Here is a 19,601-nt window from a genome sequence, read left to right as displayed (position 1 = left end):
TGAAGTCAGTCACCATTCTTTGTACAGTCGTACTAGAAAAGTCAAGCGGAGACCGGCAGTCGGAGGCTGTGATGGCGGGACGGCCCGTGGACCAGCGGCGGCGGGCCGCACTGCTCGACGCGGTGGTCGACTACACGGTCGCGTACGGGTTCTCCGAGCTGTCCTGGCGCCCCGTCGCCGCCGCCCTCGGGGTTTCGCCCACCACGCTGGTGCACCGCTTCGGCACCAAGGAGCAGATGCTCCAGGCCGTCCTCGGGCGGCTGCGGGAGCGGATCTTCCAGGCCACCAGCGAGACCGTCGGCGAACAGCCCGACCTCGCGACGGCCGCGCGCGCGGTCTGGACACGCACCTCGGACCCCCGACGGGGCGCGGAGTTCCGGCTGTTCTTCGCGGTCTACGGGCGCGCGCTCCAGGCGCCGCAGGAGTTCTCGGACTTCCTGGAGCACGTGGTCAGCGACTGGATGAACGCCCTGCGCGACGCGCAGGGACCGGACACCGACCCGGCGACCGCGACCCGCACGGCCACCCTGGTCATCGCCACGATCCGGGGACTGCTGCTCGACCTGCTCGCCACCGGCGACCAGGACCGCGTCCAGGACGCGGCCGAGGGCTTCCTCAGCGGTCTGGCCGGTCGAACAGGGTGAGTTCGGCCGCGGTCGGCGGTTCGAACTGGGCGGTCCAGTCGGCGAGCAGGGCGATCGGGAGCGACACCGCGCCGGGTTCGGCGTTGCGCCGGACGAGGCGGCGGCGCAGTTCGGCGAGCGGCACGTCGAGGTAGCGCAGTTCGACGGCGGCGCCCAGTTCGCGGACCCGGAGGCGCTTCTGGTCCCGCTCCGCGCGCTGCCAGAAGCCGTTCTCCAGGACCACGGTGCCGCCGAGGGCCAGCAACTCCTCGGCGTGGTCCCAGAGGCGGCGTTCGACCCGGTCCCGGGCCCGGTCGTCGAAGAGGTCGAAGGCCAGCGCGGAGAGCCATTCGTCGGGGCACAGCCGGACCGCCGCGAGCTCCGCCGCGAGCCGCTTGGCCAGCGTGGTCTTTCCGGCGCCGGGCAGGCCGCAGAGCAGGATCATCCTCGGTCGCGCGGCGTTCACGGTGCTGCTCCTCACAGGTGTTCCCGGGGGCGTGCCCACCGGCGGTTGGTCACGCGGTGGGCTGGTGCAGCCGGTCCTCACCGGCCAGGACGGCGGCGGCGAGCGCGCGGACCGCGCCCCTGGGGGTCCCCCGGCCGGTGGTGAGCGCGAACTCGGTGTCGCCCAGCTCCGGCAGGCCGCTCGGCTCCGGCAGCGGCCGCAGCCCGGTCGGGACCAGGCGCCGGCTGTGCACCATCACCCCGAGACCGGCCAGCGCGGCGGCGGTCATCCCGCTCAGGCTGCCGCTGGTGCAGGCGATCCGCCAGGGGCGGCCGACGCGCTCCAGCGACGCCAGCGCGCGGGCCCGGGTGAGGCTCGGCGGCGGGAAGACCAGCAGCGGCAGCGGCTGGGACGGGTCGGGGTCGGGGCGGTAGTCGGGGGCGCCGATCCAGACCAGCCGGTCGCGCCGGACCAGCCGTCCGCCGGAGCTCCAGCCGCCGGTGCTGCCGTCCGGGCGCTTCGCGAGCACCAGGTCCAGCCTGCCGTCGGCCAGTTGCTCGTGCAGGATGCCGCTGAGCCCGACCGTGAGCTCCAGGTCCACCTGCGGGTTGCTGCGCCGGAAGGCGCGCAGGATCTGCGGCAGTTCGGTGAGCACGAAGTCCTCGGACGCGCCGAAGCGCACCCGCCCGCGCACCCGCGTCCGGGCGAAGTGGTCGGCGGCCTGCTCGTGGGCGTCCAGGATCGACCGGGCGAAGCCGACCATGGCCTCCCCCTCCCCGGTCAGTTCCACCGAGTGGGTGTCGCGGACGAACAGCTGCCGCCCGGCGGCCCGCTCCAGCCGCCGCACCCGCTGGCTGACGGTCGACTGCTGGACGCCGAGCCGCTGCGCGGCGCTGGTGAAGCCGCCGGTCTGGGCGACCGCCAGAAAGGACCTGAGCTGCACCGGGTCGAACATGCGGCCCAGTCTAGTCCGATCATCATTCTTCATGATGACAGTGAGTCGCTTCAGCGGGATTCCGCATGACCGGCCGATCCCCCAGACTGGCAGCACACCCCCTCACCACCTGCGGAGATACCGTGCGTCGCCTGCCCGTGGACCCCTACATAGCCTCGCTGCTCGGCACCGTCGGGCTGGCCTGCCTGCTGCCCGCGCGGGGCCTCGCCGCGACCGGGGTGTCCCACGCCTCCACCGCCGCCGTGGCGCTGCTGTTCTTCCTCTACGGCGCGCGGCTGTCGACCCGGGAGGCGGTGGACGGGCTGAGGCAGTGGCGGCTGCACGGGACCGTGTTCGCGTCCACCTTCGTGCTGTTCCCGCTGCTGGGCGTGGCCGCCCGGCTGCTGGTACCGGACGTGCTGACGCCGCAGCTGTACCAGGGGGTGCTGTTCCTCTGCATGCTGCCGTCGACCGTGCAGTCCTCGATCGCCTTCACCACCATCGCCCGCGGCAACACCGCGGCGGCCGTGTGCAGCGCCACCTTCTCCAGCCTGTTCGGGATCGTGCTGACGCCGCTGCTGGCCGCGCTGCTGCTGAGCACCCGGGGAGGGGTGTCCACGGGCGCGGTGCTCGGCATCGTCGGCCAGCTGCTGCTGCCGTTCGTCGCCGGGCAGCTGACCCGGCGCTGGACCGCCGGGTGGATGGGCCGCCACCGGAAGGCGCTCGGACTGGTCGACCGGGGGTCGATCCTGCTGGTGGTCTACGGCGCCTTCAGCGAGGGCGTGGTCGCCGGGATCTGGGGGCGGCTGTCGCCGCTGGGCCTGCTGGTGCTGCTGCTGGTGGACGCGGCCCTGCTGGCGCTGGTACTGGCGGCGACCATGCTCGGCAGCCGACGGCTGGGCTTCGGCCGGGCGGACCGGATCGTGGTGGTCTTCTGCGGCTCCAAGAAGAGCCTGGCCAGCGGCGTACCGATGGCCTCGGTCCTGTTCGGCCCGGCGGCCGGGCTGATGGTGCTGCCCCTGATGCTGTTCCACCAGATCCAGCTGATGGTCTGCGCGGTCCTGGCCCGGCGCTGGGCCGCCGAAGCCCCACCCGACCCCCTCCCCACCAGCCTGCCCCACCCAACCCGCACCGCCGAAGCGGTCCGCTGACGGGGAAGACAGGCCAGGCGGGGCGTCGCCAGTACACCGCTCGGACGCGGTCGGGTCGTCCGACTCAGTGACCCCGAGAAGGCCTGTCGCCGGGCAACTCAACTCCCGCTGATGCACGGCCCGTTGCCCACCAGGACAGATCGGCGCACCGCCGGCGGCCCGCCCGTTGCCAGGAACCTGCCCTGGCGGTCCGTCCGCCCGTCGATGCCGTCCCCGAAGGGGTGGTCCCTCGCCAACTACGCGGACAACACGCGGGCGTATGAATCGGTCTGGAGCAGGTCCGGGATAGAAGGAGACCCGGATGGTCGGGCCGGTTGGGCGGTAGCTTCGAAGAAGGCCCAAATACCGCTTGGTTCCACACCCGAGGAACAGGGCGGATGTAAGCAGAGCATGAGGGGTGACCGAAGAGATGGTGTGGCCCGCTGCCGTACGCAGCGCGATCAAGACCGGCCCCGACCGTGAGATCGTCGCTGTCTACCCGTACCGCTCCATGTGTCCGTCCGCCGTGTGGACGCAACTCGTTGCCGACAGCGAGTCGGACATCTTCCTGGCTGGCTTCACCAACTACTTCGTCTGGCTGGAGCAGCCCAACTTCCTTGGCACGCTCCGAAAGAAGGCTGAAGAGGGTTGCCGGGTCCGATTCCTGCTCGGCGACCCCGAGGGAGAGACGACCCGACGGCGAGAGGCGATCGAGGACACCGCCCTTTCGGTGTCCACGCGGATCAGGATCACCCTGGAGAACCTGACGAAGCTCAGGGGCTCCGATGGGGTCGAAGCGCGCTACAGCGCGCCGGAAGACGGCCCGAACCACGTCAGCCTGTCCGTGTTCCGGTTCGACGCTCAGGCACTCGTCACTCCGCACCTGGCCCGACTGGTCGGGCACGACTCCCCGCTGATGCACCTGCGCCGACGCGACGACGGCGGTATGTTCGACCGCTTCGCTGAACACGCGGAGGAACTGTGGACGCGCGGCCAACCCGTGGCATAGCGCCGGGCCTCAGCGCCGGGCGGCTCGGTGGGTGAGGCCGGTGGTGAGTAGGGCGGTGTCGAGCCGGTGGCCGCCGTGCTCCAGGCCGACGAAGCCGACCAGCGTCGCCCGCAGCGCCCGAACCGCGTGCACCAGGTCGTCCTCGGCGAGCCCGAAGCCGCGGACGGTGGCGTAGGCGATCCGCACCAGCCGCTCGGCCGTCCAGCGCCTGGACCGGCATCAGCACCCGCAGCTCGTCCAGGCTGCGCACGTGCTTGTGGAGCGACGGCGGGGCGACCGCGGCGCGTTCGGCGACCGCCTTGAGGGTCAGCCCACCGTCCGGTCAGACGACCGAGCCCTCGTCGCCGGTGTCGGGTCCGGCGTCCGCGACGATGTCCGCCGGGTCCGGGTCGTCGGAGTCGGCCGAGGACGCGGCGGCGGAGGGGTCGAGCGGCGCCGGGGGCTCGGGGGTGACCCGGCGGCTGACCACGGCGGTCGCGGCGGCGGCGCTGGCCGCGAAGGCCAGCAGCACGTAGGCGGCGCGGTTCAGCCGGTGGCCGGACAGCCGGTCCAGCGAGTAGCGGCCGGGACCGGCGAGCCCCAGCCCGGCGGCGGACAGGCCGAGGAAGGCCGGGTACTCGTAGCCGCCGCCCTGGGCGAAGAAGCCGTTCGGGGAGTGCACCGAGATCGCACCGGCCATGGTGCCCGCCGCCGCGGCCCCGGCGATCGGGGTGGCCAGGCCCAGCGCCAGCAGCGCGCCGCCGCCGGCCTCGCCGAGACCGGCGGCGACGGCGCTGGGGCGGGCGGGCAGGAACCCCATGTGCTCCATGCCCTTGGCCGTGCCCTCGATCCCGCCGCCGCCGAACCAGCCGAAGAGCTTCTGCGTGCCGTGGGCGAACAGCACGCCGCCGGTGCCCAGGCGCAGCACGAGCAGGCCGAGATCCTTGCGGTCGAGACAGGACATGGCGGGGGGCCTTCCTCCGGGGGACGCTGTGCGCCCAGTCTCCGGCGCGGGGCCCCGCGCGACCGCTCCGGCTAGCCCATCCGGGCCCCGTCGGCGGGCGCCGCGGGCAGCGGGAGGGTCTTGGCCAGGCAGACGCACTCCTCGGCGTCGCGGTAGACGCCGAACTTCTCCATCGGCAGGTAGCCCTCGGCGGCGTACAGCGCCAGCGCCTCGGGCTGCTCGGTCCCGGTCTCCAGGACCATCCGCCGCCGCCCGGCGCGCTGCGCCTCCCGTTCCAGGAAGCGCAGCATCCGCCGGGCCAGGCCCCGGCCCCGGGCGGCCGGGACGGTGTACATCCGCTTGATCTCGGCGTCGCCGTCGGCCAGCCCGGCCTCGTTCCCCTCCCGGGCGCGCCAGGCGCCGGTCCCGACCGCCCTGCCGTCCTGGTCGTAGGCCACCGCGAACAGGCCGTGCGGGGCGTCGAACTCGTCCGGGTCGACCGGGGTGACGTCGATGCCGCCGTAGCGCACCACGTACTCCTGCTGCACCTCGGCGATCAGCCGCTGGGCGTCGGGGTGGGTGTAGCCCACCACGCGTATGTCCATGACCTGGTTCACTACCGAGCCCATGGCCTGGTCCGTTGCCGCATCCATGGCCGCATGCTAATCGGACGGTCAGCGCGCCCCGAAACGGGCCACCAGTTCGGTGCGGCCGAAGATCTGCGCGGCGTCGGCGGCCGAGGGGCTGCCCGCGTACGGGTCCGCGCCGCCGTCGAGCAGCGCGTCGATGACCTCCGGCTCGCCCTTGAAGACGGCCCCGGCGAGGGGGGTCTGGCCGCGGTCGTTGGCCCGGTCCGCGTCCGCGCCGCGGGCGAGCAGCACCCGCACGGCCTCGGCGTGGCCGTGGTAGGCGGCGAGCATGACCAGGCTGTCGCCCCGGTCGTTGCACAGGTTGGCCGGGATCCCGGCGTCGACGAAACCGGCGAGCGCCGCCGCGTCGCCGGTGCGGGCGGCCTCGAAGACCCGCCCGGCGAGTTCCACCACGGCGGGGTCGATCGGCTCGGACTGCGCTGCCTCGGTCATCACGTCCACATCCTTCGGTCTGCTGCGACAGGGGCCCGGCCCGCTGCACCGGTCGGGCCCGGCCATTGTGCCGGATCGCCCGCGCGGCCGAGCGGAGCGGCCATTCCCCGGGACCGCGCGGGCCCGACCGGCACGGACACCCGTACGGGCGAACGCGCCGCGCGCCGTCCGGCGGCGGCGGTGGGGCAGGGACACGATCGGCTACGGGTCGGCAGCGGGGCCGTCCCCCAGGGAGCCCAACCCAGAACCACCCATTCGCGCACTATGCCATGATCTTACTTTTCGTCACTATTTAGATACATTCTGTGAGAATGTTCGGAACGGCCCGGCCAGTCCCCACGGGCCGGTCCGTCGCCGACCGCACTGAGGAGTTCGCCGTGATCCTCTCCATCTCCGGAGTCGTCCTGCTCGGCATCATCGCCTTCCTGTTCTTCCGCAAGGACGGGCTGAAGATCTCACATGCCCTGGTGTGCGCACTGTTCGGCTTCTACCTGGCCGGCACCGCGATCGCGCCGAGCATCAAGGCGGGCGGCGCGAGCATCGCCAGCATCCTCGGCGGCCTCAAGTTCTGACCGGCCCGACCGCGTACCCGTGGCGCGCCGTACCCGTGGCGCGCCGTACCCGTAGAGCACCGCGTTCCCCTGCCCGCACCGCCGTCCCAGCACTGCCGCCGGAGATCCCGATGACCTTCACCGAACACCTCGCCCGTGGTCGCGACATCGCGCGCACCGCCGGCGACCACGCCGCCGACATGTTCGGCCCGCTGATCACGATCGGCCGGGGCCTGCGCTCGCACGGCCGGTGGACCGTGAAGAGGTGGAACGACACGCCCAAGGACAAGCGCGGCCCGGCCGTGCTGGCGGTGGTGGCCATCGCGGCGGCGGTCGCCCTGCTGCCGTACGGGCCGCTGCTGGCGCTGCTGACGCTGATGGGCAGCGCCGCCTGGGTGGGCCGGGACAAGGCGCCCGCCGCCGAGCCGGCGCCGGACACCACGCTGCTCAAGCTGGGGGCGATCTACACCGCGCTCACCCCCTACCTGGTGCACGAGTCGGACCCGAGCCCGCTCTACAGCCACGGCGGCGACTTCAAGGACGCGTTCAGCACCTGGGAGTTCGACCCCGAGGGCCGACTGATCGCGCTGGACCTGCGCTACCCGGCGTACTTCACCGACACCGAGCCGCACGCCCGGGCCCGGATCGAGCACGTGATCCACAGCAAGGCCGGGCGCAGCCGCGAGTACCGCTTCTCCTGGGACGAGGAGACCAACCACCTGCTGGTGACCGCGCTGGCCCCGCTGCCCACCGACATCGTCGCCCAGCGCTTCGTGACCACCCAGGGCGAACTGGTGCTCGGCTTCACCGACACCACCAGTACCAGCCGGATGATCCCGGTGCACCAGGGCAGCGGCACCAGCCACCAGCCGCCGGTGCTGTGGCGCACCGGTCCGCGCTCCACCGAGCCGCACCTGCTGGCGCTGGGGACCCACGGCCACGGCACCTCCAGCCTGCTGCGCTCGCTGGCGCTCCAGGTGCTGCCCTACGCCGACATCGTGGTGCTGGACGGCGCGGGCAGCGGCGAGCACGCCTGCCTGGTCGGCCGCCCCGGTGTGCACACCGTGGAGACCAGCCTGCACGGCGCGCTGGCCGCGCTGGAGTGGGCCGCCAACGAGACCCAGCGGCGGCTGGACGTGCACAACCTGGCGAAGCGCACCGGCACCGCTCCCCCGGCCGACTCGGTCCGGCCGCTGTGGCTGCTGCTGGACCACCCGGCCGAGCTGAGCGAGCTGGCCCAGGCGGAGGACCGGCCCGACCCGCAGGACCTGCTGGAGGCCCCGCTGCGGCACGGCCGCACCGCCCATGTCACGGTCGTCGTCGCCGAGTACCTGGACGCCCTCGGGCGGCTCAAGCCCACGCTGCGCTCGGCCACCCGGGCCCGCCTGGTGCTCGGCCCGCTGGACCCGGACCTCGCCCCGGAGGCGCTCGGCACCCCGCTGGACATCACCCCGTCCAGCCACACGCCCCCCGGGCGCGGCTACGTCCGGCTGGGCAACCAGCCGCCGGTACGGATCCAGGTCCCGGCCACCCCGGACCCGCTGGACGAGGAGACCCCGGACGACCAGCGCGACGCGGTGATCGCGCTGCTCCCGCACGCCGACACCCGCACCGAGGCCCCCGCCCAGGCGCCGGACCGGCTGTCGCTGACGAAGAACCTGGCCGAGGTGCCGAAGAACCTGGCCGAGGTGCCGACGGTGCAGGAGCTGGTGCAGGGGCAGCTGCTGGCCGAGGGGTCGGCGGAGCGCACCGGCGAGACCGAGCAGCCGAACGCCCCGGTCCTGCGCTTCCGCTGACCCCGGCGGCGTTCGGGACCGGGGCGGGCGCGGGACCGGGGCGTGGCTCAGGGCCAGAGCAGGGTCCGGGTCCAGCTGGCGGGGGCGGAGACCGGGCTGTTGCGGACGTAGAGCAGCCGGACGTGCCTGCGGTCCGGGGAGCCCTGCCAGAACTCCACCTCGCGGGCCAGCAGCCAGTAGACGGTGTGCCCGGGGGCCACCGCGTCCGGGGCGTCCTCCAGCAGTGCCTCGGCCTCCCGCACGGCCACGTCGTAGGCCGCGAGCGAGCCCATCGGCTCGCTCTGGCGGCCGACCAGGGCCGCGCTCCTGGACACCGCCGAGCGGGACAGGAACTCCGACGCCGACACCTCCCGAGCGTCCTGCCGGACATGCCCCCGGATCCGGATCTGGCGGCCCTGGCGCGGCCAGTACAGGGTCATCGCCGCCTCCGGTCGCACCGCCAGCTGCCGCCCCTTGGGACTGTCCGCGTCGGCCGCGAACATCCACCCGCCGTTGTGCACGTCGACGTCGCGCAGCACCACCACCCGGGCGTCCGGCGCCCCGTCGGCGTCGACCGTGGACAGGGTCACCACCTGCGGATCGGCGACGCCGACGGCGACCGCCTCGGTGAGCCACTCGACGAACAGCTGCCCGGCCCCGGTCGAGGTCCGGTCGGGTTCGAACGTCGGCAGAGCGCGGTCCATGGGCGGGCGGCCCAGGAGCAGTTCGGCCACGGGTCGGTCAGGCATGAGCAGGTGTCCCTTCGAAGCGCCGATCTGTGATCGCTACCGAGCCTGATCACTATCTGTGAGGTTACTCACTCAAAGCGCACATGCGGGCGGCATACCTGCATATCGCGATCATCGTTCGGCCCCGCCGCCGTGGGCCCGCAGGGCCCGGGCGGGGGCCGGGCCGGGGCCGGGCAGGCGGCATCGTCAGCAGTTCGGGTGGTGTGGCGACGGCCGGGCCGGGTTCCCCTGCCGGGGTGACCGCCGAGGCCGGTGACGTCGCGCGGATTTTCGGCCACCTAGGGTGACATTCGCCTCCAGATGTGACAAATCGGGCAAGGCTGGGTACAAACAGGGGCGGCACGACGGAAGACGCACCTCCCGGGGATTGCGACCCACGGGAATCTTCGACGGCTGCCGCACGTTGCACAGACCGATGAAGACAGCGACATCCAGTCCTGTGGGCCATAAGCCCGGGAGGCACGATTCATGAGTGAGCGAGCTCTCCGCGGCACGCGACTCGGGGCCACCAGCTACGAGACCGACCGCGGCATCGACCTGGCACCGCGCCAGACCGTCGAGTACGCATGCCAGAACGGACACCGGTTCGAGGTGCCGTTCTCCGTAGAGGCCGAGATCCCGACCGCGTGGGAGTGCCGTTTCTGCGGCAGCGAGGCACTACTCCTCGACGGTGACGAACCAGAGGCAAAGAAGGCGAAGCCCGCCCGCACCCATTGGGACATGCTGATGGAACGGCGGACCCGCGAGGAGTTGGAGGAGGTGCTCGCCGAGCGGCTCGCGGTCCTGCGGTCCGGCGGCATGAACATCGCCGTCCACCCGCGCGACAACCGCAAGACCGCCTGAGCATCCGCACAGAGCGTCCGCAGGACCTGGGAGGCGGCACCCACGAGGTGCCGCGTCCCAGGTCCTGCGGTCGTTCCGGGCCCGTTCCGGGCCGGTGCTCAGCGGCCGTAGTCGTAGGGCGGGGCCGGGGGCTTCGCGCCGCCGGTGGGGTGCTCGTCCACCACCTCGCCGACGATGACCTCGCCCGGGACGACCTTGCCGTCCGGCCGGTGCATCCGCAGCTGCTCCTGCATCCGGTAGGCGTCCGCCAGCGGACCGCCGCCGCGCCGCAGCAGTCGGCCCGGGAGCTGCCGCAGCAGCTTGGCCGTGGGCGGGAACAGGCAGGCGAGCCCGAGTACGTCGGACAGCAGCCCGGGCAGGATCAGCAGCAGGCCGCCGGCGATGCTGACCGCCGTCCCGGCCTCGGCCGAACCGGCGGCGGTGGCGCGCAGCGCGCGCATCCCGGCGCGCTTGACCACCCAGCCGCCGAGCGCCGCCGAGGCGATCAGCAGCAGGAGCAGCGTTCCCCAGCCGATCAGCTGGGCGACCTGGATCAGCAGCCAGATCTCCAGTACCACCCAGGCGACCAGCAGCAGCGGCAGGTACCGCAGCAATCCCCGGCGCCTGCGCGGCTGGGCCTGGCCTGCCGCGCTGCTCGCTTGTGTCCGGCTCACGGTGCTGCCCACTTCCCTGGTCTCGCGCCCCGCTCACGCGGGCTCATCCGGGCACGTCAGGTGCCCTGCGAGGATCAACGCGCGGGGGCGTGGGAGTGTTCCGGCGAGCCGGTCGGCGCGCGCTCGGCGCGCACCGACCGGCCTCCCGGTTGCCCTGGTGGAGCCGGGTTACGCCTCGCGGTCCGGCACCGGCGCCGGGATCTTGCCGAGGCGGCTCTGGATGCCCCAGGTGGTGACCAGCTTCAGCGCCTCGCCGACGATGTTGCCGCTCATCTTGCTGGCGCCGAACTCACGCTCGACGAAGGTGATCGGCACCTCGGCGACCCGGAAGCCCGCGCGCACCGCGCGCCAGGCCAGGTCGACCTGGAAGCAGTAGCCCTGCGAGGCGACCTCGCTCATGCCCAGGCCGAGCAGGGTCTGCTTGCGGAACGCCCGGTAGCCGCCGGTGACGTCGCGGATCGGCACCCGCAGCATCATCCGCGAGTAGGTGCTGCCGCCGCGCGACAGGAACTCCCGGCTCTTCGGCCAGTTGACCACCGAGCCGCCCGGGACCCAGCGCGAGCCGAGCACCAGGTCCGCCCCGCGCAGGGCGGTCAGCAGCCGCGGCAGCTGCTCGGGCTGGTGCGAGCCGTCCGCGTCCATCTCCACGAGCACGTCGTAGCCATGGTCGATGCCCCAGCGGAAGCCCGCGAGGTAGGCGGCGCCCAGGCCTTCCTTGCCCTTGCGGTGCAGCACCTGGACGTTGGGGTCCTCCGCCGCGAGGTCGTCAGCGGCCTGGCCGGTGCCGTCGGGGCTGTTGTCGTCGGCCACCAGGATGTGCGCCTCGGGGACCGCGGCGCGGACCCGGCCGGTGATCCGGGCGATGTTCTCGATCTCGTTGTACGTCGGGATGATCACCAGGATCTTGCCCAGGTCACCGAAGGTCTCGGTGTCCTCAGTGGTGCTGTCCGTCACGGACCGGCCCCTTCTTCCGCATCATCGTTCGCTCTGGCTGCCTTACGATTGCGCCGCCCCGCGCTCATGGCAAACGCACAGGCCAGCAGACCGGCGATGGCCAGAACCCACTCCGGAGCCGCACCGACCCGATCAGCGACGGTGAGCCCGTCCCGGAGCGGCACCCGGGCCTCCAACTCGGCCGCGGTGGCGAGCTGGGTCCGTTGCTCGACCCGACCGTCGGGCGCGATGATCGCGCTGATTCCGCTGGTCGACGCGATGGTCACGGCCCGGCCGGTTTCCACCGCCCGGAGCCGGGACATCGCGAACTGCTGGTCGGGCTGGTCGGTGTGCTCGTACGTGGCGTTGTTGGTCTGTACGACCAGGACCCTGCCGCCCTTGGCGACGGCGTCGTGCACGATGCCGTCGTACGCGACCTCGAAGCAGATCACGTCCCCGATCCTGGCCGGACCCACCTGGAGGATACCGGTCGTCTTTCCGGCGTAGAAATCGACCGGGACCCGCTTCAGCTCGGTGAAGTACTTGGTGAGGAACGAGCGGTAGGGCACGTACTCGCCGAAGGGCACCGGGTGCTGCTTGGTGTAGTGCGCGCCGGGTCCGGTGGTCGGCGACCAGACGATGCCCTCGTTCTGGACGTGGTTCGCGTCGGGGCCGTTGATCAGGGCGCCGACCAGGATCGGCACGCCCATCAGATCCACCGTCTGCTGGATCAGGTTCATCGCGGTCGGATCCAGGAACGGGTCGACGTCGGAGGAGTTCTCCGGCCAGATCACCAGGTCGGGCTTGGCCGCACGACCGGCCTTGACCTCGGCGGCGAGCTTCTCGGTCTCCGCGACGTGGTATTCGAGCACCTGCATCGGGCGGCCGAGGAAGTCCATCCCGGCGTGCGGCACGTTGCCCTGGATCACCGCGATCTCGGCCGAGGCCGGGCCGTCCTTGGTGTCCCCGGCGGTCGGTAGCGGCACGGTGTAGCCGATCAGAGCGCACACGAGCGCGACGGCGGCGCAGGAGGCCGCACGCACGCCCCAGCGTCCGCTCTCCCGCCGCCTGGCGGTGAGCAGCGCCGCCGCCAGCAGCGCGCCGCTGAGGGCGACCGCGAAGGTCACCAGCGGGGCGCCGCCGAGCGCCGCCAGCGGGGTGTACGGCGAGGAGGTGTTGGCGAAGGCCAGCCGCCCCCAGGGGAAGCCGCCGAACGGCACCCGGTCCCTGGCCCACTCCTGGGCGACCCACAGGCAGGCGGTCCACAGCGGCCAGCCCGGCAGCCGGGAGGTCAGCGCCTGGCCGGCCGCCATCAGCGCGATGAACAGCGCCTCGAACAGGGCGAGCAGCAGCCAGGCGTCCTGGCCGATGACGTTCAGCCAGAACAGCAGCCAGAGCATGAACGGCGCGCCGAAGGCGAACCCGGTCCAGGCCGCCTGCCGGGCGGTGCGGCGGTGGGTGAGCAGGCTCAGGCCGGTCACTGCGACCACGGACAGCGGCCACAGCCCGTACGGCGGGAAGGAGAGCGCCAGCAGCAGGCCGCAGAGGACCGCCAGGCCGGTTCTCGGCAGTCCGGCCCGGACGCGTGCCCAGCGGTTCCGCGCCCGGTGCCGGAACCCGCGCGGCTCAGCGGCGACCGGTTCCGGGCGGAGCGCCGCCACGGGGCGGACGGGGTCGGTAGGCAAGGCCACGTTCGCCACTTTCACTCGCACACAGATCTGAATCGTCGTCGACCGGTGGGGACCGCACGACGTGCGACGACGGTACAGCGTAGGCGGGCGAAAGCAGCAGTCCGGAGGGCCCGGAAAGGGGAATCCTCACCGGAAACGGCAGCTTTCTGCCGGGATTCATGCCGGGGCCGGGCCGGTGCGCGGCGGCCGGTGACCGGACGCCTACAGCGCGTCCTGGTTCGGCCGCCGGGATCACCGGGCGAGCCAGCTGAGGTGGCGGGCGCCGTCGGCGTGGGTGACCCGGTTGTCGAAGTCCAGGCCGAGCGCCTGCCGCAGCTCGTCGTTGAGGTAGAGCGGACCGCGCAGGCCGAGCGCGCGCCAGGTGGGGCGGCCGAGCCGGCCCAGGTCCAGGCTCTCGGCCAGGGTGAGCCTGGTGCAGAAGAACCGGACGTGCCGCCCGCCGCCCTGGAAGTCGAAGACGGTCCCGGACAGGTGCGGTCCGACGGCCGGGATGCGCGGCTCCGCCTCGTCCAGGTAGTGGTAGCCGTTGGCCTCGAAGACGTTCACCTGAAGTGCCACGTGTAGTGCCATAGGACCGGTTGTCCCACAGCGGGTGCGCGGAACAAAGGAACCGGAGGTCCGCAGTCAGCCGCGTTCGCCCTTCCGGCGCAGCACAGCGAGCACGGCCCGAACGTTCTTCGGTCCGACCTGGGATCCGCTGGCTGCGGATCGACCGAGAGCCGTTGTCTACTGAACGTCCGGGCCGTGCTCGGGTCCCACCTGCCGACCGGCCCCGGTTGGCCTGCCGGCGCCCGCGCTCCCCGGGCCTGCAGGACTGGACCTGGCTGCCTGTCGGTGTCCGGGGACGCCGCTCGTTGGCCCAGTTGTGGTCTCGGGTTTTGCGTGGAGGTGTTCCGGTCGGTCGGTCCCGCAGAGGATTCCGGAAGGTGGACGCGGCCGAACCTACCCGTCGTCGGCCACTGCCTGTCAACTGCCCCCCGACCTGCCACGATGAACCGTCACAGCAGGTCAGAGCGGTGTTTGGGGCCCCGGCCGGGCGCCGTGGACGCCCATCGTTCGGCGGTATCCGGACGCTGATCGCCACTCATACGGAGCAGAATCGTATCTTTTCTTCCAAGAAGCTATGAAACCGGAACCTCCCCCCGGACGGCCCTACCCGGCCAGGTGCACCGTGCGCCCCCGGACGACGGTGGCCAGGCAGCGCGGGACGGCCCCGCCGGGTGTCAGGTCGGGCAGCCCCGGCACCCCGGAGCGCGGGTCGGTGGACCAGTTGGCCACCCGCTCGTCCGGCGCCTGGACCACCAGCTCGGCCGGGGACCAGACGGCGTACGAGGCGGGCGCGCCCGGCACCAGCGTGCCCGCGTCGTCCCGGCCCAGCGCCCGCCAGCCGCCCCTGGTGTGCGCGGTGAACGCGGCCCGGACCGAGATCCGGTGCTCCGGCGTGCGGTGGAAGGCGGCGGCGCGCACCGTGCCCCACGGGTCCAGCGCGGTGACCGGGGCGTCCGAGCCGAAGGCCAGCGGCACCCCGGCCCGCAGCAGCGCCGCGAAGGGGTTCATCGTCCGGGCCCGGTCGGCCCCCAGCCGGTCCGCGTACATGCCGTCAGGACCGCCCCAGGCGGCGTCGAAGGCGGGCTGGACGGAGGCGGTGAGGCCCAGCTCGGCGAAGGCGGCGATGCCGTCCTGGTCCAGCATCTCGGCGTGCTCGACCCGGTGCCGCAGCGCGCGGACCCGGGCCAGGCCGAGCCGGTCGGCGACGGCGCGGACGCCCCGCAGCAGGTCCGTCAGCGCGGCGTCGCCGATGGCGTGGAACCCGGCCTGCATCCCGGCCTCGGTGCAGGCGGCGACGTGGTCGGCGACCTGCTCGGCGGTCAGGTAGCCGGCCCCCTCCTCGGCCGGGGCGTCGGTGTAGGGGGCGTGCAGGCAGGCGGTGTGCGACCCGATCGCGCCGTCGACGAACAGGTCCCCGCCCGCGCCGACCGCCCCCAGCCTGCGGGCGGTGTCCACCGCGCCCAGCTCGCCCCAGTAGCCGAAGACCTCGGGCCCGTCGCCCTGCTCGGCCAGCGCCAGCAGCCCGGTCAGGTCCTCGGCCGAGGAGATCCCGGGACCGGCGCACTCGTGCACCGCGCCGATGCCGACCTCGGCGGCCCGGCGCAGCGCCGCCCGCTGCGCGCCCTCCCGCTGGGCCGGGCCGAGGTGCGCCAGCGCGGCGGCGCGCACCAGGTGGTGCGCGGCGCGGGTCAGCGGCTGCTCCGGGTGGTGCCCGGGCAGGGCGGCCAGGCCGCCGTCGGCGGCGGCCTCCCGGTCGGCCAGGGCCCGCAGCGCGCTGGACGCCAGTGCGGAGTGGACATCGGTGCGCGAGAGGTAGACGGCCGCCCCGGCGCAGGCGTCGTCCAGCTCGGCCAGGGTCGGCGCCCGGCGCTCGGACCAGCGGGTCTCGTCCCAGCCGTGGCCGACCACGACGCCCCCGGCGGGCCGCGCGCGGACGAACGCGGCGATCCGGGCCAGCGCCTCGGCCAGGCTCGGGCAGCCGGTCAGGTCCAGGCCGGTCAGCGCCAGGCCGGTGGCGGTGGCGTGCACGTGGGCGTCCACGAAGGCGGGGGTGACCAGCGCCCCGGCGAGGTCGGTGACCGCGTCGGCGTCGCGGGCGTAGCTGTCGGCCGCGCTCTCCGAGCCGACCCAGGCGACCGTCCCGTCCTGCACCAGGACGGCGGTGGCGAAGGGGTCCGCCGGGCTGTAGACGTGGCCACCGCGCAGCAGCAGGGTGCGCGGGGCGGGCTCGCCGGGGGCGGGGAGGGCACGGACGGGGGTCGGGCGCGAGGTCATGCCCGACAGTCTGCCCCGTCCGGGCACCGCACCCGCCCGCACGGGTCGCGGCGCCGCGTTCCCGGGCCTTTCGGGGCGCCGCCTTTCGGGACGCCGCCTTTCGGGACGCCGCCTTTCGGGGTGCCGGTCAGGGCAGGCGCGGCGGGCGGGACTCGTAGGGGGTGCTCAGCACCACCGTGGTGCGGGTGGAGACCCCGGCGGCGCTGCGGATCCGGGCCAGCAGGTGCTCCAGGTCGTTCGGCCCGGCCACCCGGACCTTGAGGATGTAGCTCTCGTCACCGGCGACGCTGTGGCAGGCCTCGATCTCCTCCAGGTCGGCCAGACGCTCCGGGGCGTCGTCCGGCGCGCTCGGGTCGAACGGCTTGACCGAGATGAACGCGGTCAGCGGCAGCGCCACGGCCTCCGGGTCGACGATCGCCGCGTACCCCCGGATCACCCCGCGCTGCTCCAGCCTGCGGACGCGCTGGTGCACCGCCGAGGTCGACAGGCCGGTGGCCTTGCCCAGGTCGGTGTAGCTCATCCGCCCGTCACCGACGAGCAGCTGCACAATCTGACGATCCAAGTCCTCCACGACAGCCGAGGCTATCCGAAGCCGCCCTGTTCGCGCCGGGTGTGCGGGATACCGGGTACCGGGCCGGGCACCCCGACGCGCGCCCTTCCGTGCGCCGTGCAGTGCGCCGTGCTGTGCGCCGTCGGGACCGGACGGGAGTCCGTGCGACCTGTGACGAAGGCCACATCTGTCATATGTCGAGATATCGAGTCCCAGGATTATTCGTTCGTGGGGGCGGGAAGTCCTGGCAGTGACTCCTCCGCCTCCTGGGGGCTCTTCCGTGCGGAGGGAGTCATCCACACCCACCGCCGAGGGGGACACATGTCCATCACCCATGAGCTGCCGCCTGCCGATACCGCTCTGCCGGGGGTCGACCCCGGTCTCGACCCGGGCGACGGCGAGACCTGGGACATCGTCCGGCTCCGCTGCCCCGAGTGCGACCGTCCGATCGCCCTGCTGGGCGACGAGGAGCGCTTCCCCAAGCACGCGTTGCTGCCGACCGCCTGGCACCCCTTCTCCCCGGCCCTGTGCGCGGGCTCGGGACGGCCGGTGGACGAGGCCGACGAGCTGGAGGACGAGCCCGACTTCGACGCCGAGCCGTCGCTGGAGGCGCTGCTGACCCTCCCGCCCGAGCTCGACTGGCGCCGCCAGCCGTTCTCCCACGTCGGCGGCCCCGGCTCGCGCCCGCTGCGGACCCCGGCGCAGCGCCGCTGACGGACCATCAGCACAGGTTCCACTTCACCCGGTTCGCTCGCGGGTCCACTCGCGGGTTCGCTCGCGGGTTCGCTCGCGGGTCCACTCGCCGCCGCTGCGGTGTGCCCGCCACCGCGCCGGTGACCTGCCGCTTCCGGCACGGGGCGATTACCCTGGGGTGAACATGCAGCCCAGCAGCCCCGCGCCCAGCAGCGCGCTCCCCGCCCTCGCCACCCGTCTGCGCTCGCTGCCGCCCTCCTGCGGCCCGGTCCGGCTGGTGGCGGTCGACGGGCACGCGGGCTCGGGCAAGACCACGTTCGCGGCCGCCCTGGCCGGGGAGCTGGACGGCGCACCGGTGGTCCACCTGGACGACCTGGCGACCCACGAGCAGTTCTTCGACTGGACCGGGCGGCTGGAGGCCGAGGTGCTGGCCCCGCTGTCGCGCGGCGAGGCGGCCCGGCACCGGGTCTACGACTGGACCACCCGGCGCTTCGACGCGTCCCGGGAGATCCCGCCGGCGCCGGTGGTCCTGGTCGAGGGCGTCGGTTCCGGCCGTCGCGCGCTGCGCCCGCACCTGGCCCACCTGGTGTGGATGGACCTCCCGGCCGCCGTCGCCCGGGCCCGTGGCGAGGCGCGCGACGGTCCCGGGCTGGCCGCCTTCTGGCGCGGCTGGGCGCGCGCCGAGGCGGCGCACTTCGCCGCCGACCCGAGCCGTCCCAGCGCCGATGTCCTGATCCACGGGGCAAGTTGGGAAATGAACACTTTTGCGGATCATCCACTCGATCACGCTCAGTAATCGGAACAGCCCGGGCCCCCTAGGCTGTCCCACAGCCAACGAAAACCGGACGAATTCCCACCCCGCGCCGCCCCGCACCGGCAGCCGACCTGCATGGATCCCCTTGACCGGCATCACGGGCAGCAACTACGTTCTCTTCAGCGGGGATCGGTGGCAACACCACACTTCCGGCCGCTGTCGTCGGCCGTTCCCCGGCGACAGTCGCACGTCGGCCCTGCTGGACTGCTCGAATGTCGTTCCCCCGTGACATTCGAGCAGTTCAGCAGGGCCGACGTGATCCGCCCCTGACAAGGTCACCGAGAGCCACCACCGGCTGACGCCGGGGCTTCGAACACCGCCCCCATCGTCGGCCGGGCGTGTCGGTAACCAGCCTGCGGTGAGCACTGATTCGGCCGCGCCGACGCGGCCGACCCTGGCGGCACGCGTGGTCGAAGCCCTGGACCTGCCCGGATCGCTCGCGGGCGAGCACCCCCGGCTGGACAAGTACCGACTGTCCGCCGATCCCGCCCTGCTGCGCGACCTCGCCGCCCTGCTCTCGGCCCAACTGCCGCCCGGTACTCAGTTGCTGGCGGGTGTCGAACTGGGCGGCGCGCCGCTCGCCACCGCGATGGCGCTGCACACGGGACTGCCCTGGACGCTGATCCGCCGGACCCGGGGAACCGGGGCCCCGCGGCTCTCCGGAACCCCGGTGCACGGGCGGGCGACGGTGTTGGTCAAGGACATGGCGCAGTCCGGCGCGGCGATCTCCGCGGCCGCCGCCGATACCCCAGGGGGTACGATGAGGCCCAGAACCCGAGGAGGAACCGCCGTGACCGTCGACGAGGAAGCCAGCACCGCCGTGCTGAACCGCCTGCGCCGGGCCCAGGGACAGCTCGCCGGGGTCATCGCCATGATCGAGGCCGGGCGCGAGTGCAAGGACGTGGTCACCCAGCTCGCCGCCGTCTCCCGCGCCCTGGACCGGGCCGGGTTCAAGATCGTCGCCAGCGGGATGCGGCAGTGCCTGAGCACCGCCGAGGGCGACGCGCCGCCGATGACCGAGGCCGAGCTGGAGAAGCTGTTCCTCACCCTGGCCTGACCGCTGCCGGTCCGACCGCCCGGCCGCCACAGCCGCTAGCGGCGGCCGAACAGTCCGAGGAAGCGGCGCTGCCCACGGTTCCCGCCGGGGGCGGCGGCCTCAGCGGGGGCCGCCGCCCGGCGCGCCGCACAGGCGCACCGCTGCGCGGCCGGGACACCGGCGAGCACCTGCTCGACGTGCTGGCCGCAGCCGCGGAACCCGGCCTTGCCACAGGTACGACAGGTGGTGCGCTGGCACATGGTTCAGCTTCCTCTCAGGCCCGCGAAGCGCGTCGCCACGATGACGGGGTTTCCCCCGGATACCCCCGGGGTGTGTGACCATCAC

At 73.3% G+C, this 19,601-nt stretch carries 23 protein-coding genes; 9 read left to right on the top strand and 14 right to left on the bottom strand.

Annotated elements, in window-relative coordinates:
- Positions 1–71: 71 nt before the first annotated feature.
- Positions 72–644 (top strand): TetR/AcrR family transcriptional regulator, encoded by a 573-nt coding sequence (locus GXP74_RS11825; RefSeq protein WP_182451440.1) that lies wholly within the window; start codon positions 72–74, stop codon positions 642–644.
- On the opposite strand, the gene GXP74_RS11820 is transcribed toward GXP74_RS11825, so the two are convergent.
- Together GXP74_RS11820 and GXP74_RS11815 are read right to left on the bottom strand one after the other, a co-directional pair.
- Positions 616–1,089, bottom strand: a complete 474-nt coding sequence (locus GXP74_RS11820) for an ATP-binding protein (RefSeq protein ID WP_182451439.1) — start codon at positions 1,087–1,089, stop codon at positions 616–618. The two genes, GXP74_RS11825 and GXP74_RS11820, sit on opposite strands and share 29 nt — an antisense overlap.
- A 49-nt stretch (positions 1,090–1,138) precedes the next feature.
- Complete coding sequence (locus GXP74_RS11815) at positions 1,139–2,023, bottom strand: LysR family transcriptional regulator (protein WP_182451438.1); 885 nt, start codon at positions 2,021–2,023, stop codon at positions 1,139–1,141.
- A 122-nt stretch (positions 2,024–2,145) separates the two neighbouring features.
- Between GXP74_RS11815 and GXP74_RS11810 the strand changes: the two genes are divergently transcribed.
- Positions 2,146–3,153, top strand: coding sequence for a bile acid:sodium symporter family protein (locus GXP74_RS11810; protein ID WP_225447864.1), 1,008 nt, complete (start codon positions 2,146–2,148; stop codon positions 3,151–3,153).
- A 397-nt stretch (positions 3,154–3,550) separates the two neighbouring features.
- On the top strand, positions 3,551–4,141 hold the full coding sequence (locus GXP74_RS11805; RefSeq protein WP_225447863.1) for a DUF5919 domain-containing protein: 591 nt from the start codon (positions 3,551–3,553) through the stop codon (positions 4,139–4,141).
- A gap of 9 nt (positions 4,142–4,150) precedes the next feature.
- On the opposite strand, the gene GXP74_RS40240 is transcribed toward GXP74_RS11805, so the two are convergent.
- The 4 genes from GXP74_RS40240 to GXP74_RS11785 all read right to left on the bottom strand — a co-directional run bounded on the left by GXP74_RS40240 (position 4,151) and on the right by GXP74_RS11785 (position 6,145).
- Positions 4,151–4,327, bottom strand: coding sequence for a WHG domain-containing protein (locus GXP74_RS40240; protein ID WP_225447862.1), 177 nt, complete (start codon positions 4,325–4,327; stop codon positions 4,151–4,153).
- Between the two features lie 136 nt (positions 4,328–4,463).
- Entirely contained in the window at positions 4,464–5,084 is a 621-nt protein-coding gene (locus GXP74_RS11795) for a DoxX family protein (protein ID WP_182451436.1), read from the bottom strand.
- Positions 5,085–5,155: 71 nt separating this feature from the next.
- Complete coding sequence (locus GXP74_RS11790; RefSeq protein ID WP_370468412.1) at positions 5,156–5,716, bottom strand: GNAT family N-acetyltransferase; 561 nt, start codon at positions 5,714–5,716, stop codon at positions 5,156–5,158.
- A gap of 21 nt (positions 5,717–5,737) precedes the next feature.
- Positions 5,738–6,145 carry an ankyrin repeat domain-containing protein gene (locus GXP74_RS11785; protein WP_182451435.1) on the bottom strand — a complete coding sequence of 136 codons (408 nt, stop codon included), beginning with the start codon at positions 6,143–6,145 and terminating at the stop codon, positions 5,738–5,740.
- A 377-nt stretch (positions 6,146–6,522) separates the two neighbouring features.
- Between GXP74_RS11785 and GXP74_RS11780 the strand changes: the two genes are divergently transcribed.
- Together GXP74_RS11780 and GXP74_RS11775 are read left to right on the top strand one after the other, a co-directional pair.
- Positions 6,523–6,717: a hypothetical protein gene (locus GXP74_RS11780; RefSeq protein ID WP_182451434.1), complete on the top strand. Its 195-nt coding sequence runs from the start codon at positions 6,523–6,525 to the stop codon at positions 6,715–6,717.
- A gap of 110 nt (positions 6,718–6,827) precedes the next feature.
- Positions 6,828–8,492, top strand: coding sequence for a hypothetical protein (locus GXP74_RS11775; RefSeq protein WP_182451433.1), 1,665 nt, complete (start codon positions 6,828–6,830; stop codon positions 8,490–8,492).
- Between the two features lie 47 nt (positions 8,493–8,539).
- Here the strand turns inward: GXP74_RS11775 and GXP74_RS11770 are convergent, their stop codons facing one another.
- Positions 8,540–9,220 (bottom strand): pyridoxal 5'-phosphate synthase, encoded by a 681-nt coding sequence (locus tag GXP74_RS11770; protein ID WP_182451432.1) that lies wholly within the window; start codon positions 9,218–9,220, stop codon positions 8,540–8,542.
- Between the two features lie 468 nt (positions 9,221–9,688).
- Here GXP74_RS11770 and GXP74_RS11765 point away from each other — a divergent pair, with 468 nt between their 5' ends.
- Entirely contained in the window at positions 9,689–10,063 is a 375-nt protein-coding gene (locus tag GXP74_RS11765; protein WP_182451431.1) for an RNA polymerase-binding protein RbpA, read from the top strand.
- 98 nt (positions 10,064–10,161) lie between these two features.
- Here GXP74_RS11765 and GXP74_RS11760 read toward each other — a convergent pair whose 3' ends face one another.
- From GXP74_RS11760 to GXP74_RS11735, 6 genes are all read right to left on the bottom strand, one after another.
- Positions 10,162–10,716 carry an FxsA family protein gene (locus tag GXP74_RS11760; RefSeq protein WP_225447861.1) on the bottom strand — a complete coding sequence of 185 codons (555 nt, stop codon included), beginning with the start codon at positions 10,714–10,716 and terminating at the stop codon, positions 10,162–10,164.
- A gap of 168 nt (positions 10,717–10,884) precedes the next feature.
- Positions 10,885–11,670 (bottom strand): polyprenol monophosphomannose synthase, encoded by a 786-nt coding sequence (locus tag GXP74_RS11755; protein WP_182451430.1) that lies wholly within the window; start codon positions 11,668–11,670, stop codon positions 10,885–10,887.
- Positions 11,667–13,340 carry an apolipoprotein N-acyltransferase gene (lnt, locus tag GXP74_RS11750; RefSeq protein WP_225447860.1) on the bottom strand — a complete coding sequence of 558 codons (1,674 nt, stop codon included), beginning with the start codon at positions 13,338–13,340 and terminating at the stop codon, positions 11,667–11,669. Before lnt ends, GXP74_RS11755 begins: the two co-directional genes overlap by 4 nt.
- A 231-nt stretch (positions 13,341–13,571) precedes the next feature.
- A complete protein-coding gene (locus GXP74_RS11745; protein ID WP_182451429.1) occupies positions 13,572–13,898 on the bottom strand; it encodes a hypothetical protein in 327 nt (108 codons plus the stop codon).
- A gap of 594 nt (positions 13,899–14,492) precedes the next feature.
- Complete coding sequence (locus tag GXP74_RS11740; RefSeq protein ID WP_182451428.1) at positions 14,493–16,163, bottom strand: amidohydrolase; 1,671 nt, start codon at positions 16,161–16,163, stop codon at positions 14,493–14,495.
- A gap of 127 nt (positions 16,164–16,290) precedes the next feature.
- On the bottom strand, positions 16,291–16,734 hold the full coding sequence (locus GXP74_RS11735) for an Lrp/AsnC family transcriptional regulator (RefSeq protein WP_182451427.1): 444 nt from the start codon (positions 16,732–16,734) through the stop codon (positions 16,291–16,293).
- 300 nt (positions 16,735–17,034) lie between these two features.
- Here GXP74_RS11735 and GXP74_RS11730 point away from each other — a divergent pair, with 300 nt between their 5' ends.
- The 3 genes from GXP74_RS11730 (at position 17,035) to GXP74_RS11720 (ending at position 19,277) form a co-directional block, all read left to right on the top strand.
- Complete coding sequence (locus GXP74_RS11730; RefSeq protein ID WP_182451426.1) at positions 17,035–17,427, top strand: hypothetical protein; 393 nt, start codon at positions 17,035–17,037, stop codon at positions 17,425–17,427.
- A 163-nt stretch (positions 17,428–17,590) separates the two neighbouring features.
- Complete coding sequence (locus GXP74_RS11725; RefSeq protein ID WP_182451425.1) at positions 17,591–18,202, top strand: uridine kinase; 612 nt, start codon at positions 17,591–17,593, stop codon at positions 18,200–18,202.
- A gap of 778 nt (positions 18,203–18,980) precedes the next feature.
- On the top strand, positions 18,981–19,277 hold the full coding sequence (locus GXP74_RS11720; protein ID WP_370468547.1) for a metal-sensitive transcriptional regulator: 297 nt from the start codon (positions 18,981–18,983) through the stop codon (positions 19,275–19,277).
- A gap of 35 nt (positions 19,278–19,312) precedes the next feature.
- Here the strand turns inward: GXP74_RS11720 and GXP74_RS11715 are convergent, their stop codons facing one another.
- On the bottom strand, positions 19,313–19,516 hold the full coding sequence (locus tag GXP74_RS11715) for a hypothetical protein (RefSeq protein WP_182456971.1): 204 nt from the start codon (positions 19,514–19,516) through the stop codon (positions 19,313–19,315).
- Between the last annotated feature and the right edge of the window lie 85 nt (positions 19,517–19,601).

The organism is Streptacidiphilus sp. P02-A3a, assembly GCF_014084105.1.
GTDB lineage: Bacteria > Actinomycetota > Actinomycetes > Streptomycetales > Streptomycetaceae > Streptacidiphilus.
The sequence above is the reverse complement of the archived record's forward strand: the minus strand, read 5'-3'. Positions and strand labels throughout refer to the sequence as shown.

Excerpts from the sequence above, each read along its gene's own strand:
- GXP74_RS11790 (WP_370468412.1), bottom strand. The coding sequence starts at position 5,716 with ATGGATGCGGCAACGGACCAGGCCATGGGCTCGGTAGTGAACCAGGTC.
- GXP74_RS11825 (WP_182451440.1), top strand. The coding sequence starts at position 72 with ATGGCGGGACGGCCCGTGGACCAGCGGCGGCGGGCCGCACTGCTCGAC.
- GXP74_RS11770 (WP_182451432.1), bottom strand. The coding sequence starts at position 9,220 with ATGCCTGACCGACCCGTGGCCGAACTGCTCCTGGGCCGCCCGCCCATG.
- GXP74_RS11795 (WP_182451436.1), bottom strand. The coding sequence starts at position 5,084 with ATGTCCTGTCTCGACCGCAAGGATCTCGGCCTGCTCGTGCTGCGCCTG.
- GXP74_RS11730 (WP_182451426.1), top strand. The coding sequence starts at position 17,035 with ATGTCCATCACCCATGAGCTGCCGCCTGCCGATACCGCTCTGCCGGGG.
- GXP74_RS11725 (WP_182451425.1), top strand. The coding sequence starts at position 17,591 with ATGCAGCCCAGCAGCCCCGCGCCCAGCAGCGCGCTCCCCGCCCTCGCC.
- GXP74_RS11775 (WP_182451433.1), top strand. The coding sequence starts at position 6,828 with ATGACCTTCACCGAACACCTCGCCCGTGGTCGCGACATCGCGCGCACC.
- GXP74_RS11785 (WP_182451435.1), bottom strand. The coding sequence starts at position 6,145 with ATGACCGAGGCAGCGCAGTCCGAGCCGATCGACCCCGCCGTGGTGGAA.
- GXP74_RS11720 (WP_370468547.1), top strand. The coding sequence starts at position 18,981 with ATGAGGCCCAGAACCCGAGGAGGAACCGCCGTGACCGTCGACGAGGAA.
- GXP74_RS11815 (WP_182451438.1), bottom strand. The coding sequence starts at position 2,023 with ATGTTCGACCCGGTGCAGCTCAGGTCCTTTCTGGCGGTCGCCCAGACC.
- GXP74_RS11715 (WP_182456971.1), bottom strand. The coding sequence starts at position 19,516 with ATGTGCCAGCGCACCACCTGTCGTACCTGTGGCAAGGCCGGGTTCCGC.
- GXP74_RS11765 (WP_182451431.1), top strand. The coding sequence starts at position 9,689 with ATGAGTGAGCGAGCTCTCCGCGGCACGCGACTCGGGGCCACCAGCTAC.
- GXP74_RS11740 (WP_182451428.1), bottom strand. The coding sequence starts at position 16,163 with ATGACCTCGCGCCCGACCCCCGTCCGTGCCCTCCCCGCCCCCGGCGAG.